This is a genomic window from Maledivibacter sp., assembly GCA_025210375.1.
Classification (GTDB): Bacteria; Bacillota; Clostridia; order Peptostreptococcales; family Caminicellaceae; genus JAOASB01.
Genome location: JAOASB010000005.1, coordinates 1 through 14,103 on the forward strand (window position 1 = coordinate 1; position 14,103 = coordinate 14,103).

10 protein-coding genes are annotated in these 14,103 nt (G+C 32.2%); 9 read left to right on the plus strand and 1 reads right to left on the minus strand.

Annotation, left to right across the window (positions count from 1 at the left end; genetic code table 11):
• Positions 1-492 precede the first annotated feature (492 nt).
• From N4A68_01605 to N4A68_01645, 9 genes are all read left to right on the plus strand, one after another.
• Positions 493-1,452 carry a threonine/serine dehydratase gene (locus tag N4A68_01605; GenBank protein ID MCT4563015.1) on the plus strand — a complete coding sequence of 320 codons (960 nt, stop codon included), beginning with the start codon at positions 493-495 and terminating at the stop codon, positions 1,450-1,452.
• A gap of 347 nt (positions 1,453-1,799) precedes the next feature.
• Complete coding sequence (locus N4A68_01610; GenBank protein ID MCT4563016.1) at positions 1,800-3,611, plus strand: ABC transporter ATP-binding protein/permease; 1,812 nt, start codon at positions 1,800-1,802, stop codon at positions 3,609-3,611.
• Positions 3,604-5,337 (plus strand): ABC transporter ATP-binding protein/permease, encoded by a 1,734-nt coding sequence (locus tag N4A68_01615; GenBank protein ID MCT4563017.1) that lies wholly within the window; start codon positions 3,604-3,606, stop codon positions 5,335-5,337. The genes N4A68_01610 and N4A68_01615 overlap by 8 nt, the downstream gene beginning before the upstream one ends.
• Before the next feature lie 84 nt (positions 5,338-5,421).
• The gene (locus tag N4A68_01620) at positions 5,422-5,823 is read left to right on the plus strand and encodes a BlaI/MecI/CopY family transcriptional regulator (GenBank protein MCT4563018.1); all 402 of its coding nucleotides are present in this window, start codon (positions 5,422-5,424) and stop codon (positions 5,821-5,823) included.
• Positions 5,824-5,827: 4 nt separating this feature from the next.
• Positions 5,828-8,086, plus strand: a complete 2,259-nt coding sequence (locus tag N4A68_01625) for a M56 family metallopeptidase (protein MCT4563019.1) — start codon at positions 5,828-5,830, stop codon at positions 8,084-8,086.
• 180 nt (positions 8,087-8,266) lie between these two features.
• The gene (locus N4A68_01630; GenBank protein ID MCT4563020.1) at positions 8,267-9,427 is read left to right on the plus strand and encodes a PucR family transcriptional regulator; all 1,161 of its coding nucleotides are present in this window, start codon (positions 8,267-8,269) and stop codon (positions 9,425-9,427) included.
• A 180-nt stretch (positions 9,428-9,607) separates the two neighbouring features.
• Positions 9,608-10,663, plus strand: coding sequence for an ornithine cyclodeaminase family protein (locus N4A68_01635; GenBank protein MCT4563021.1), 1,056 nt, complete (start codon positions 9,608-9,610; stop codon positions 10,661-10,663).
• Positions 10,664-10,683: 20 nt separating this feature from the next.
• Complete coding sequence (locus N4A68_01640) at positions 10,684-11,802, plus strand: aminotransferase (protein MCT4563022.1); 1,119 nt, start codon at positions 10,684-10,686, stop codon at positions 11,800-11,802.
• Positions 11,803-11,903: 101 nt separating this feature from the next.
• A complete protein-coding gene (locus N4A68_01645) occupies positions 11,904-12,659 on the plus strand; it encodes an exodeoxyribonuclease III (protein MCT4563023.1) in 756 nt (251 codons plus the stop codon).
• A gap of 126 nt (positions 12,660-12,785) precedes the next feature.
• Here the strand turns inward: N4A68_01645 and N4A68_01650 are convergent, their stop codons facing one another.
• The gene (locus N4A68_01650) at positions 12,786-13,703 is read right to left on the minus strand and encodes an exonuclease domain-containing protein (protein ID MCT4563024.1); all 918 of its coding nucleotides are present in this window, start codon (positions 13,701-13,703) and stop codon (positions 12,786-12,788) included.
• Positions 13,704-14,103 lie beyond the last annotated feature (400 nt).

Genomic DNA, 14,103 nt, shown 5'->3' on the forward strand with positions numbered 1-14,103 from the left:
CAAATTGCATAATTACCTTCTGCAAAAACTATCTGCCATATGTAGTCTAAAATTCTTCAAAGCCATACCATCAAATATGCTTATATCTTAAGCAATTAAATCAAGGATGATATTCGCATATTAGGTTTAGCCAAGTAAGAGTTATGCAATTTCCTCTATCAACACAATTATCGGACAAAAGGATAAAAATGTTTAATAATATAAAAATTTCAATATGTTGAAGTATAAATAAATTATGCTTATATTTAACTTTTTGAATTAGGAATAATTGTTTTTATCCATTAAAATAAATTGTATGAATTTTTAAAGAGGTTTTAGTAAAATACAAAAAAATACTGAAAACTTTGTAGTTTATCATAAAGGAAATAGATTGGTAAAAATTGAATATTTAAGATATAGCATATTTGGTGGTATGTCTCGCTATTTGTTACAAGAATATAAAATTTTTTAAGATTTTGGCTTGAAGAAATTTACGATGAAAGGAAGTTTTCTATGTTTAGTCATATTGATGTGGTAAATGCATATGAAAGAATAAAGGATAGAATTTATAAGACCCCCTTAGATAAATCAATTTATTTAAGTAATGAAAATATAAATTATTATTTAAAGCTAGAGTGTCTTCAACCTGTTAAAAGCTTTAAAATTAGAGGTGCTTTAAGTAAATTGACTACACTTACAGAGGAAGAAAAGAAAAGAGGGGTTGTGGCAATATCCTCCGGTAACCATGGAGCCGCAGTTAGTTATGCCTCTAGGTTAATGGGAATAGATAATGTAATGATATTTGTATCTAAGGCTACTCCACAGAGTAAAATAGAAAAAATAAGATACTATGGGGGAAATGTTAAGATTGTCGGTGAAAATTATGATGAAGTACATGAATATGGAATGGAACATATAAAGAATTATAATATGACTTATATAGATGCATATTACAATGATCCTATTGTATATGCAGGTCAGGGAACGGTAGCTATCGAAATATTTGACCAAAATCCAGACATTGATACCATACTGGTACCTATAGGTGGTGGAGGATTGATAACAGGAATAAGTGTTGCTGCAAAGAAAATTAATCCTTTAGTTAAAATTGTTGGAGTACAAACAGAAGCTTGTCCAGCTATGATTAAAGCTATAAAAGATAATATTTTTTATGATGCTTATCCAACAAAACCATCTATTTGTGAGGCATTGGTCGGTGGTATTGGAGAATTAGCATATCAAATGTCAAAGGATTGTATAGATGAAATTATTGAGGTTAAGGAATCATCTATTGAAAAGGCCGTTGCACATACAATTAAAAAAGAAAAGATTATAGCTGAGCCCTCTAGTGCCATTTGTATTGCTGCTATTATGCAGGAAAAACACAGAATTAAAGGTAAAAATGTGGCATTAGTCATTTCAGGTGGGAATATAGATGAAGATTTAATGGTTGAACTATTAAATAAATATTAATCAATTCATTTATACCTTTGATTTTTTCTGTGAAGTATCATTTTATAAATATTTACCATATTTATAAAAAAATATATAAATTAGAATATAAAATAAATTTTTAGTTGAAATAATACGGATTTAGGGTTATAATAGATGTTGATTAACTTATTTATTACAAAAAATATGGCTAGAAATACTTGAAGTTATATTTTTTTTGCATAAAAGTTAGATTAATCTAACTTTTAAGTGGATGTATTTCTATTGTAGATGTAGTTTTGAAGAACTAATCACAGAGAATTTAAATTTCTTATTAAAATATAAAATTAAGATATTTAAAATATTTTAGATTTAGGAGGATGAAGATTATGACCGAAAATAAAAAAACGTCTATTTTAAAAAGATTTACCCCCTATATGGGCAAGAAAAAAGCACTTTTGCCCTTAGCACTAGTATTGACAGGAATTTCAGCGGTTTTAAATATTTTGCCCTTTGTTCTTGTGTGGTATATAGTACGGGATATATTATTGTCTCCCCAATCAATCGATGTGTCGAATGTCAGTTTTTATGCGTGGCTTGCCTTTGCAAGTGCAGTAGGAGGAATAGTAGTGTATTTCTGTGGGCTTTTGAGTTCACATCTTGCGGCATTTCGAGTAGAGGTAGGAATGCAAAAAGTTGGTATGGAAAAAATTATATCTATGCCACTTGGTTTTTTTGATAATTATTCAAGTGGGAAAATAAGAAAAATAGTAAACGATGGTGCAGGAACGACCCACGGATTTTTAGCCCATCAGCTCCCGGATATGGCGGGGAGCATTGTTTCACCTATTATTCTTATAATTTTGATCTTCACTGTAGACTGGAGAATGGGTACTGCTTCCCTTGTTCCAATTCTCTTGGGTTTTATAACAATGAAGTTTATGTCAACCACTTTAGGTAAAGAATTTCAAAGAAAATATTATGATTCTTTAGAAGAGATGAGTTCTGAATCCGTGGAATATATCAGGGGAATCCCGGTTGTAAAGACCTTTGGACAAAGTATATTTTCCTTTAAACGATTTTATGACAGTATAATTAGATATAAAGAGATGGTTCATGCATATACTCTTCTTTGGAGAAGACCCATGTCTTTTTTCACTACGATTATGCAATCGGCGGCATTCTTTCTAATTCCCATGGCTATCTTTTTAATAGGAAGAGGAGAAAATCTTCCCCTTGTGTTGGCAGATTTCATTTTTTACATTCTTATATCTCCTATATTTACTACGCTTTTGATGAAATCCATGCATTTTCAGCAAAATATTTTGATTGCAGGGCAAGCTATTGACAGATTAGATAATCTTTTAGCTTATCCAAAGATGAGTCATATAGAAGAAGCTAAGAATATTAAAGATCACAGCCTAGAATTCAAGGATGTAGTTTTTTCCTATGAAGGAAGTGATAAACGTGCTATAGATAAAATCAGCTTCAAATTAAACGAGGGTGAAACTATTGCACTTGTTGGAGCTTCTGGGGGAGGAAAAACTACTATTGCTAGGTTGGCGGCCCGTTTTTGGGATGTAGATGAAGGAGAAGTATTAGTGGGAGGAATAAATGTCAAAGATATTCCAAAGAAGGAACTGATGGACAATATCTCTTTTGTCTTTCAAAGTACAAAGCTATTTAAGGGCTCATTAAGGGAAAATATAGTTTTTGGTAAAGAAAATGTGGTAGAAGAAGGAGTAGATAAGGCAATTGATTTATCTCAGTCAAGGGATATAATAGAAAATCTACAGGATGGCATTGATACCATAATAGGTTCTAAAGGAACATATCTTTCAGGGGGAGAACAGCAAAGGATTGCACTTGCCAGGGCAATTGTAAAGGATGCCCCCATAGTACTTTTAGACGAAGCCACTGCCTTTGCAGATCCGGAAAACGAGCATTTAATCCAAAGTGCCCTTAAAGAGCTTAGTCGTGATAAAACTACTTTAATGATTGCCCATCGTCTCACGAGTATAAAAAATGTGGATAAAATCTTGGTTATACAAGAAGGAAAAATTGCGGAAACAGGAACCCATGATGAACTAATCAATAAAGGTGGTATATATAAAAAAATGTGGGATGAATACCAAAAATCCGTAGCATGGAAAATAATCTCTAAGGATAATGGAGAAAAAGGAGGAGGACAAAATGATTAGATATTTTCAAAATAAATATGCTATGTCCGAAAAAGGTGTAAAAGACTTTTTGAAATCCATTGTTTGGACTGTAATAATGGAAATAAGCTTTATGGTTCCTGTAGTCCTCAGCTTTAAATTTCTAGATGAATATATGGGGGTACTTTTGAACTCTCCAAGCAATCAAAAAAATAGCATCCTCTACTATGCTATTATGTCCATAGTGGTTTTTATAGTAATGTTTGCCATTACTTATTTTCAATACAACGCTACTTATACCAAAATTTATGAAGAAAGTGCCCGAAGACGGATTAGTCTGGCGGAAACACTTAGAAAACTGCCTTTAGCTTTCTTTGGTAAAAAGGATATTGCTGATTTGAGTTCAACAATAATGGAAGATGCTACACAGATAGAGATGCTTTTTTCCCATTCCGTTCCTCAGATATATGCATCGGGATTAACTATTTTTATTATGGGAATAATGATGTTCTTTTATAATTGGAAACTATCCCTTGCTGTATTTTGGGTAGTTCCAGTTGCAGCTTTAGTATTTTATCTATCGAAGAAGTTTCAAAACAGCACCCATGAAAAGCTTTATAAAATAAAAAGGGATATTTCAGATAAAATTCAAGAAGGACTTGACTCAGCCCATGAGATAAAATCCTATAATAGAGAAGAAACTTTTTCAAATACTTTAAACTCAAAGTTAGATAATTATGAAAGAGATTTGATTAAAGGAGAGCTTTTGATAGGTGCGTTTGTTAATCTGTCCCACGTATTATTAAAGCTTGGGCTTCCAAGTGTTATATTGTTTGGAGCATATCTTTTATCAGCGGGTTCAATAAATATTTTTACTTACATTGCTTTTCTTATAGTGGCTGCACGTATTTATAACCCTATAATGAATATAATGGAGCATTTTGCGGCTCTTATCTATCTAAATGTACGTATTCAACGTATGAAAGAGATGGATGAAATGCCAAGGCAAGAGGGAAAATCTGAGTTTTATCCTAAAAATTACGATATCGAATTTAAGAATGTGGATTTTTCCTATGGAGACGGCGTGCAAACATTAAGTAACGTAAGCTTTACTGCAAGACAAGGAGAGGTAACAGCATTGGTGGGGCCTTCAGGTGGAGGTAAGAGTACCCTAGCAAAGCTGGCTGCACGATTTTGGGATATAGACAAGGGACATATTACCTTGGGTGGAGAGGATATCTCTCTAGTTGATCCTGAAACTCTTTTAAATAATTATTCAATAGTTTTTCAGGATGTTACACTTTTTAATTCAAGCGTTATGGATAATATACGTCTTGGGAAAAAAGATGCCACCGATGAAGAAGTAATAAAGGCATCAAAGCTTGCCAGGTGCCATGAGTTTATAAAAAAACTTCCAGAAGGATACGATACTTTGATTGGTGAGAATGGGGAGCGATTATCGGGAGGAGAAAGACAACGTATATCAATAGCTAGAGCAATGCTAAAGGATGCTCCGATTATTTTACTAGACGAAGCTACGGCATCCCTTGATACAGAAAATGAGAGTAAAATCCAAGGTGCCCTTAGTGAGCTTATAAAAAACAAAACGGTTTTAATTATTGCTCATCGTATGAGAACAGTTTCCGGGGCCGATAAAATTGTTGTTATTAAGGATGGCTCCGTGGCAGAAACCGGTACACCTTCGGAATTAAAAGAAAGACAAGAAATTTTCGCATCAATGGTAAAGGCACAATATCAGAATGGTTAAGTATCATTCAAAAAAATAAAGATTTATAGTATTGACAAACACCTCCTACTAACGTAGTATTAAAACATACTACATTAGTAGGAGGTGTTTGTCGTAAATAATAATATGAAGAAATTGCCAGACTCTGAGCTTGAAATTATGCAGGTTATATGGGGAGAAAAGCCGCCTATATCAACGGGGAGGGTAAGAGAGATTTTAAATGAAAGGAGAAAGAAGGATTTAAATATATCCACGGTACAGACTCTTTTAAATAGATTAATAAAAAAGGAATTTCTTTGTGCCGAGAAGATAGGAAAAGAGAAGGTATATTTTCCATTAGTTGAAGAACATAAATATTTACACTTTGAGGCAGAACATTTCATAGGTAAACTGTTTGGAAATTCCTTACCTAATTTAGTAACAACTTTGTATAAGCATAAAAGTATAAGCCAGAAGGATATAGAAGACATAGCAGATTGGTTTTCAGAGCAAGTTAAGGAGGATTAGATAGTTGGAAATATTAATAAGGATATTTTGGAAATATTTTGATATATCAATAGGAATGACGGCTATAATAATATCCCTTTTGCTTTTGTCAAATATTCATATAAAAAAATATAGTGCAAAGTTTAGGTATTACATGTGGATACCAATCATCATAGCCTTAGTTATGCCTATAAATCTTAAGATGGATAAGATTTTTATAAAACCCCAAAGGGTACTAGAGGAACAATTATCCCAAGAAGATATACATAAAGAGAGTATACAACAGCAAAATATTGTAAAACCAAAGGATATAGATAATAGTGCAGATGATTCAACCCACAAAATGCATCAATATGATGGGGAAACAAAGCAAATGATAAAGGCTGATAGATGGAAGCCAATAAAAGAAAAAAAAGTCATGGACCCTGGATTGCTAATTATTGTATGGCCATTGATAGCAGGTTTGTATATATTGTATAGTATTTTCAAATACATATTGTTTCTAAAAAAGCTTAGAAGCTGGAGTGTAGATATAAAAGACAATAATATTATTCATATATTCAATCAATTGAAGGCGGACATGGACATAAGCAGTAATATATCTTTGAAAAGATGCAGCCTAATATCAAGTCCATTAATTATAGGATTTTTAAAGCCCACATTATTTATATCAAAGAAAGAATATACATCGGAAGAACTAAGGTTTATTTTCAAACATGAACTTACACATTATAAAAGAAAAGATGTGTACTATAAGCTAATCCTATTTATAGTAAGTGCAATCCACTGGTACAATCCAGTTGTACATATTATGTGTAGATATATATCTACGGAATGTGAGGCTTCTTGCGATGAACAAGTAGTATTTAATCAATGTAAGAAGGTAAAGGAAAGCTATGGTAGATTTATAATTAACGAAATAAGTTATGCAAAGGATACAGAAACCATATTTGGACATTATTTTTATGGAGAAAAAAAGGAGCTTAAAAGGAGGTTAAAAACCATTATGAATAAAGAGAAAAAGAAAAAAGGCATAGTTGCAACCATGACTATTTCCGTAGTGGTAGTACTATTATTAGTACTATCATCATCAGCAGGTGTCTTTCCAAATGATAAAAAGGCAATTAACAATATCAAAGAAATTAAGAATAGTAAGGATATTCATAAATCAATAAATGCTAAAACCTATAATATATCTGAAGAAGTCGGTGATTTTTCACCTTTATATATGTATGACGGAGATACATATATTGCTTTTTCTTCATATACCGAAGGTCATGGATATTTACCTAAGGTAATGAAATATACTGATGAGCAATGGGAAACAATTGGAAACTTTGATTTTGAAAAGGAGCCCGTAGAATCTATAAGTTTATTTGTGGATAAAGGTAATTTATATGTATCCTATAGTGTATGGCATAACCAGGAGACTGTATTAAAGGTAATGAAATATAATAGTGATAAATGGGAAGCTTTAGGTAAAGAGTGGATAACTAAAGAGTTTAATCATTCATTGTACGTATATGATGGTATACCATATATAGATGAATATGACCACGAAACAAAGGAACTAACGGTTAGGATGTTTAGTGAAAATAAATGGCAAAAAGTTGGTAACAAAAACGTTTCTACAGAAGAATGTGATACCCATAGTTTAGTTGTAGATAATGGAATACCATACATTGTCTATTCTGTGCCCTACTCTGGAGATATGGATGCTAAGGATAAACGAGGGAAAATAGCAGTGAAACGATTTAATGGTACTGATTGGGAAGATTTAGGGGCAAATTTGAATAATGTACAAAATTCCTATAATAAAATTTCATTGTTCTTCGAAGACCATATTCCATATATAGCCTATGTGGAAGAAAGTAATGATTCCGATGAAAGTAATATGAGAGCTGTTGTGATGAAGTATGATGGTAAGCTTTGGAATGAGATAGGATATTTAGAGGATATAGATGGATTACAAAATGTCTATTTAGCTATTCAAAAGGGGACTCCATATATGGCATATGATTATACAGTAGATGAATCATATATGCCACAAATGGGATTAGCTAGATTTGAAGATGGAAAGGCTGAAATACTAGTTAAAAGTATTAAGGCTGAGGATGAAAAACGAACACTGGGTAATGTGGAAATTTATATGCAAAATAATGAAATATATATTGCATATCAAAATAGTTTTCCCTATGAAAACCATCCTGAAAAGGAATTTGATATGCATGGACGGGATTTAATGATTAAAAAATTCGTCATTGATAATTCTAAGGAAAACTAAATAACTAAGAGGTCTTTTAAATTTACAATGAAGATCGAGAACATTTATTATTAGAATGTTCTCGATTTTTTTGTCTAAATCCAAAAGTAAGAAGGTATATGTGACATTCATAAAGAAGTTTCAAAAACAAATATAAATAATTGCTTTATACTTAAAGTTGAATTCAAGGGGGATGGTTCTATGTCTATAACTATAAAAGAAGCTCTTAAGTTAAACAATTTAATGAATTTTAGGCTCGTAGCCGGTGAATGGGGTCTTGATAAGGGGATAGAGAAGGTTGGTATATTGGATTATGAAATAATAGATGAAATAGAAGGCAAGTTTGGGGAAGGTGATTTTGTACTGACCAGTTTTACTGTTGCAAGAAATGATGTTAATTTATTAATACAATCCATTGAAAAGTTGATTAAAGCAGGAGTTAGTGGTTTAGCAATTAAAAGCATATTTTATAGTGAATTACCCATCCAAGTAATTGAATATGCCAATGAAAGATCCTTCCCTGTATTTATCTTTGGGAATAGCGTATATTTCGAAGACATAATAACTGATATTATGGATGCTATTAGAAATAAGGATGATTACGAGCTTCTTGAGACTAAAATTGATATAATCATAAAAAATGGTATAAGTAAATCAATGGTAAGGGAATTGGCCTTTGAGATAAATACTTCCTTTAAAGAAAACTTCATTGTGGCTTATTGTAAAGAAAAAAAGTATATTAATAATGAAAATATTATTAGGCTAATAGAGGGACTAAAAAGAAATAAAACAAAAAGTATTTATCAATCAGTTTTTAAATACAGAAGTGGTATCCTTATAATTTTTAGCTTTGAAAATATAGAATATAATACTGTGATAAATAAACTCTACGGTTTAATGGATAATATAGGGATAGATAATGACAAATACACTATTGGAATAAGTAACAGTCATGTTAATCTAAATGAACTAGATAGGGGCATTAATGAAAGTATGTATGCGGTAAAGGTAAGTGAGATTTCTGGAGAGAAGAAGTCATTTTATAAGGATATTGGTATCTATAAAATAGTAATGCCATTTATAGATAAAGTATGGATAAAAGACTTCCATGAAGAAATAATTAAGCCACTGAAAAGCTATGATGAAAAGTATAACACTCAAATTTTAACCACTGCAATAAAATATATTGAGAATGATGGTAATGTTAAAAAAACTTCCCAGGAATTATTTCAGCATGATAATACTATTAGATATAGAATTAATAAAATGAAAGAAATATTAAATATGGAGGATTTAGATGGGGGCTTCTATGAACAGCTTTCTATAGCCATAAAGATACATAAAATTATTAGCAAAAGTTAACTTATCATATTAGTACATATAAGTTTCATGATCTTCATATATTCTTTATGAAATCACAAAAATATACTGTTAGATTATAGTTTATTACAAAGGGAATGGGTCTAGAATAATTGAATATTTATATTAAAAGTTAATGGGAATCCATTGAGGGTTATCATCTAATAAAAGAGGAGGAAAAAAATGTTTAAAATCAAGGTTCTAAATCATGATGTTATTGAAGAAATTTTGGATATGAAAGAAGTTATTGAAATTGTTGAAAGGGTTTACACATTGAAATCAGAAGGAAGTACAGAGCTTTTTCCAATGGTGTTCCATGAATTTGAAAGAGGCGTAGCTGATATGGATATTAAGTCGGGATATCTTAAGGGGGCAGATATTTTTGGGTTGAAGTTAGTTAGTTGGTTCGGTGAAAATCCTAAAAAGGATTTGCCTGCATTGATTGGGAGTACTATGGTATTTGATGCTAAAACAGGTATGCCATTAGGATTGTTAAATGCAGAATATATTACGGGAATGAGAACCGGGGCTGCTGGAGCGATAGGAGCAAAATATTTGGCAAGAAAGGATTCGGAAAACCTATTGATGGTTGGAGCAGGGCACATATCTACATTTCAAATTGCGGCTGTACTAATTGCTATGGATAACATTAAGACAGTAAGAATATATGATCCTATTAACTATGAAAATGCCGAAAAATTAAGTAGATCAATTAAATCCACCTTAATGGATAAATTCTTATCTAAGTATGAAAAAGGTACAGAAATATACAAGAAAATAAATGAAAAATTTGATATAGGGTTTGAAGTCGTATCGGATATTAAAGAAGCTGTAGGTGTAAGTGATGTAATTATCACTGCAACTCCTTCTAGAAAGCCTTTGATAATGAAGGAATGGGTGAAAAAAGGAACACATTTCAGCTGTGTAGGTGCCGATATGGAAGGGAAGCAGGAAATAGATGAAAATATTTTTGGTAGTGCAAGAGTATATGTTGATGATATTAACCAAGCCGTAGAAGTAGGAGAAACAGAAATTCCAATTCAAAAGGGAATAATTAAAAAAGAAAATATTATAGCTGAAATTGGAGATGTAATCATAGAAAAAAAACAGGGCAGAATAAGTAAAGATGACATAACTGTTTATGACACAACGGGCATTGCACTTCAAGACCTGTTAACCTCAAAGCTGGTTTTAGATATTGCCAATAAAAGGGGATTAGGGGTAGAGGTAGATTTATAAAAAAGTGGAGGAAAATTGTTATGAAGATCAAAGATTTTGGTGTTGAAATTTGGATGGGATTATATGAAAATGACTGCGATTACAACTTGGCGGAGACCTGTGTTGAATCCTTAACCGTTGAACAACTCTTAAATTATACAGATGATAAAAAGGAAATTATTGATGAAATCCTAAACATGAAGCTTACCTATGGAGCCATAGAAGGTTCTGATAGGTTAAGAAGGGGAATTACTGGGTTATATGAAAATATGGATATTGAAAATATAACAATTACCCACGGTGCAATTGGAGCAAATGCACTTTCTATTATGACATTAGTTGAACCTGGGGACAGAGTGATTTCAGTTCTTCCAACCTATCAGCAGCATTATTCTATTCCAGAATCAATAGGTGCCGATGTAAAGATATTAGAGTTAAGACCTGAAAATAATTTTTTGCCCGATTTAGATGAACTGAGATCCTATGTTAATGATAGAACAAAACTTATTTGCATCAATAATCCCAATAATCCAACGGGAGCATTGATGGATAAGGAATTTTTAATGGAAATAGTAGAAATTGCTAAAACATGTGACGCCTATGTTCTTAGTGATGAGGTTTATAGGGGGCTGAACCATGAGGGGGAGAGCTTCACTGCTTCAATTGCAGATTTATATGAAAAGGGTATTAGTACTGGTAGTATGTCCAAGACCTTTTCATTGGCGGGGCTAAGAATTGGTTGGGCAGCTGGGCCAAAGGACTTTATTAAAGGAATAAATAAGCAAAGAGACTATCATATTATTAGCTGTGGAATGATCGACGATAGATTGGCGGCTATTGCAATAGAAAACAAGGAAGCAATCGTAAAAAGAAATCTTGAAATAGTTAGAAGGAATCTTAGGACCCTAGATAGATGGATAGCCAATGAGCCACTAATGACATATGTAAAACCAAGAGCTGGAACAACAGCATTTCTAAAATATGATATTGATATGTCTTCCGAGGAATTTTGTTTAAGGTTACTTAAGGAAAAGAGTGTTATGTTATTGCCCGGTAAGGCACTAGACATGGAAGGCTATTTAAGGATAGGCTTTGCCAATACTCCTAGGATTATTGAAGATGGTTTAGAAAGGATTTCAGAATTTCTAAGGGAATTATAGTATATTGGGTTAAAATATTGATGGATTCTTAGATTAATGTGGTAAGGTGTTCCCTTGGATGGTACAATTATACTATTGATAATACATATGGAGGTAATAATATGAAACTAGTCTCTTGGAATGTTAATGGGCTTAGAGCTTGTGTTAAGAAAGGATTTTTAGAATATTTTAAAGAGGTTAATGCAGATATATTCTGTGTTCAGGAAACTAAATTACAAGAGGGGCAGATTGATCTAGACTTAGAAGGATATGAACAATATTGGAATTATGCTGTTAAAAAAGGGTATTCAGGTACAGCAGTATTTACAAAAAAGAAGCCCTTATCCGTTAAATATGGTTTAGGAATTGAAGAACATGATCAAGAAGGAAGGGTTATAACCCTTGAATTTGACAAATTCCATTTAGTTAATGTCTATACGCCTAATTCTCAAAGGGGATTGGCAAGACTTGACTATAGGGTGTTATGGGAGGATGCCTTTAGAAGCCAACTTAAGGATTTAGATTCTGTAAAACCCGTTATTTTATGTGGGGATTTAAATGTAGCCCATAAAGAGATAGATTTAAAAAATCCAAAAACTAATACTAAAAATGCTGGGTTCACAATTGAAGAGAGAGGGAAGATCACAGAGCTATTGGAAGAAGGATTTATTGATACCTTTAGACATTTCTATCCCGACAAGGAAGAAGTTTACTCATGGTGGTCATATATGAGGAAAGCAAGGGAAAGGAATTCTGGATGGAGGATCGATTATTTTATTGTATCCCAAGCACTAAGGGGCTTATTAAAGGACGCACAGATTCATTCCCATATAATGGGCAGTGACCATTGTCCTGTTTTTCTAGAAATAGGTTTATAATTATATATCTTATAAGTAATCATATTTAATGTTAATAGAAAACCTTTGTGCTTAATAATAAGAAGCATAAAGGTTTTTTGTATTTGATTTATCTATTATGACATGAGGAGATGACACTGAAAAAAATTATAACATTCTTAAGAAATCTTCCTCGGGGATTATTTCAATATTAATTCCTTGTTCAATATAGGAATAAGCCTTTCTCAATTTAGTAGTTAATTCATGGAATTTTAGTGTTTTATAATCCTTGATACCTACCACGAGATAACTTGTATCCTTTGTAACACCATATCCGCTAAATCCTCCAAGGCTTTCCACTTTTTTATTGGCCTCAGAGCGGGTCATGGATCGCAAAGGGCCCGTAAATATGACTTTTTTATGATAAAATAGGTGGTTTTTATCCCATGCTTTTAAGGGCTTTTGGTCAATCGGTTTTACTTTCTTGATATTTGTACTATGCCTATGCTGCTTACATGGTTCATATCCTCTTTCATAAATCTTACCTAGCTTAATTTTAGTATTAATACATAAATCCTCAACGGAATTCGACTTAGTTGACTTCAAAGCTGCTAATAAGACCTTTGCACATGCAACAGCATCATGACACGCATCGTGATGTTTGAAGGTGATATTGAGCATATTAGCCAGGGTATCGAGCTTGTTGTTAACCTGTTCCTGCCATGTGGCTTTTGAAACAGCGACGGTGCATAGGTAGTCAAAGCTTGGATAAGGGATGTCATATTCATTTAGAATATGTCTGAGGACACTCATGTCGAAACTAGCATTATGGGCAACAACAATCTGATTTTCTAGATAGGTTTTTATAGAGTCCCAAAGCTCATTGAATTCAGGTTCATTCTTAACATCTTCCTTTGTTATTCCATGAATATAAACATTGATTCTATCAAACCTAAGCTCCTTAGGACGTATTAACCAGGATTTTTTTTCGATTATTTCACCATCTTTAACAACGGCTATTCCCATTGCACAGGCACTAGACCTTCTAGAATTAGCTGTTTCAAAATCTATTGCTACAAAATTCATATAGATATCCTCCTAATTCCCACTTCAGTAGCTAATTTTTATATATTGATTTTATCATATATATAGGATTTTCATAGTATAACTTAATTTATACATGGACAAATATGCGATGGTTCTGGGCATTTTGGGCATGTATAAGTTAAAGTCTATACTAAAATTCCTATATAGGATTTTCATAGTATAAATTAAGTTATACTAAAACCCCTATATGATAAATTCTTAAAACCCATATAGGATTAGTTGTTTCAGGTGTTTTTTAGATTAATAATTATTGTAAATATGACGATATATGTAATGTAGGTATTTGTATTTCATTTGAAATGGGTTTTATTTTAAATAAAGAATTTAATAGATACTAAGCATATAGAATTATATAATTAGGCTTAAAACGTTCGACAAG